We start from the raw sequence: 2,149 nt of genomic DNA on the forward strand, positions 1-2,149 counted from the left end.
AGCATAGAGCTGATCTGAAAGTTGCGACTTTAAATTGGTTCCCCAATATGAAGCAAGTAACTGACGGCTGGCATCGACAGCGGTTACAGGTAAATCTAGCCAGAGTTCACCTACACTCAAAAGCGTTTTGTCATAGCCAAGTTTTAAAGTCGCGCCGTATTTTAAAAAGTCTGATGCCTGAGATTGCGTTTCTTTATTAAAAGGTAAAACTGTATCTGCGACATGTTTGTCTGAACTTAAACGTACCGCGTATTGAACAGAAGCATCTACACCAATCGTAATGGGCTTATCTGCCATTTGCAGCGGAGTGTCATGCATTTTCGATTTATAAAATAATGATGCTGCCTGAGACCAACTGCCGGTATCTTTGAGTGCATCATTATCAAAATTACGATTGATATAGGCATTTTTTAAAGTAAATTTCCATTCATCTTCAGCCTGCTGATTTGGATTTGCAGCGAATGAATTGCCAGACATCAATACTAAGGTTGTAAAGGTTAAAGCATGTGGCTTAAAGCGGTGTAATAATTCCATAATCCATTTCCAGAATCTATGCGCCAGTCCTAGGTGCATGTATGTTTACTGCTGGGTAAGCGTGTTTTGAGTGTTGAAAGTTGATGGAGTCTGTGCAGCAACAGAGGCTTTTAGATTGACCATAAATATTGCAAGTGCAGCAATCACACCCGGAATTGCAATCGCTAAGAAGTTCATTTGATGAGGAAGCTCAAATGTGAGTAGGGCACCAGTTAAAACGGGGCCGATAATTGCACCGATACGGCCAATTCCTGATGCCCAGCCCATGCCAGTTGAGCGAAGTGCTGTTGGATAGAACTGTGCAACAAACGTGTAGAGTAAGATTTGCGAGCCAATTGTGGCAGCACCAGCAATGGCAATCAGGCTATATAAAATAAATTGTGGACTATTGATACCAAGTAAAATTAAAGCTGCTGACCCCACAATAAACATGATGGTAATGACAGGTTTTAAATGGAATCTATCTGCTAAAGCCCCTCCACCAATTGCACCAACCATGCCACCGATGTTGAGTGCAAACAGGAACAACATGCTCGCACCTAGCGAATAGCCCGCTTGTAGCATGAGTTTAGGTAACCAGCTTCCTAATGCATACACCATGAGTAAACACATAAAGAAAGCAATCCAGAACATAAATGTACTGAAAGTACGACCTTGTTGGAAAAGCGCACGGACAGGTGCTTCAGTTGTTGTGCTTTCGTTTAACACCAGTTCTGTATTGGTATTTAACTGAGTTTGAGGGGAAATTCTGCTGACAATAATTTTGGCCTGTTCAGTCTGGTTAGATTTCACTAAAAAGGCGAGAGACTCTGGTAAAAATTTCCAGATCAGTGGGAGTAATAAAAGTGGAACACCAGCAAGTAAAAACATGATTTGCCAGCCCATATCCTTAACGAGCCATGCACCGAGTAGAGCAGATGTCATGCCACCAATTGCGTAGCCACTAAACATGATTGCGACTAATGTACTGCGGATTTTCTTAGGCGCGTATTCAGTCATAAGCGCGACCACGTTTGGCATCACGCCACCAATACCAAGGCCAGCAATAAAGCGCAAAATTGCAAATTCAGTTGGTCCTTTGGCAAAAGCACCGATAAAGGTAAATCCGCTAAATAAAGTCACACAAATCAGGATGGTTTTTTTACGCCCGAGCTTGTCAGAAAGTGTGCCGAAAATCATGGCACCAAACATCATGCCAAATAGAGCAGCACTGGCGAGTAAACCAGCTTCTACCGCAGTTAATGACCATTGTTGCATTAACAGAGGAAGAGCAACCCCATAAATAACTAAATCATATCCATCAAAAATAATAATAAGTAAGCACCAGATTAAAACTTTCCAATGAAAAGAAGTAAAACTGGCCTTATCAATTAGCTCATTAATATTAACCTTGCTCGTATCCATTTTCTTCACCTCCAATTTGTGAAGTATCGCGTTATTTTTTAATAAACTATTTTGTTATTGAGTTAGAGTCAAAAACCTAATTGATATATCTTTATGTCTTTAAGGTATTGTATTTTTATTGGTTTAATTATTTGAAAAATACGTATTTATTTTGAATGTTAAAATGGGTTTTATCATCTGTATTAAATGACGGTAAATATTATATGGTGAG

General features: G+C 39.8%; 2 protein-coding genes. Both read right to left on the minus strand.

What is annotated here, in order from left to right; translation table 11 throughout:
- Window positions 1-534, minus strand: a 534-nt coding sequence (locus tag NL42_RS17180; protein WP_461313677.1) for an OprD family outer membrane porin, incomplete at its 3' end; no start/stop codon positions are given.
- Window positions 535-579: 45 nt separating this feature from the next.
- Complete coding sequence (locus tag NL42_RS17185; protein WP_461313678.1) at window positions 580-1,938, minus strand: aromatic acid/H+ symport family MFS transporter; 1,359 nt, start codon at window positions 1,936-1,938, stop codon at window positions 580-582.
- Window positions 1,939-2,149 lie beyond the last annotated feature (211 nt).

The sequence above is a fragment of the Acinetobacter sp. GN11 genome, assembly GCF_054823985.1.

Bases quoted from the DNA above. Each gene is read 5' to 3' on its own strand.
- NL42_RS17185 (WP_461313678.1), bottom strand. From the start codon at position 1,938: ATGGATACGAGCAAGGTTAATATTAATGAGCTAATTGATAAGGCCAGT.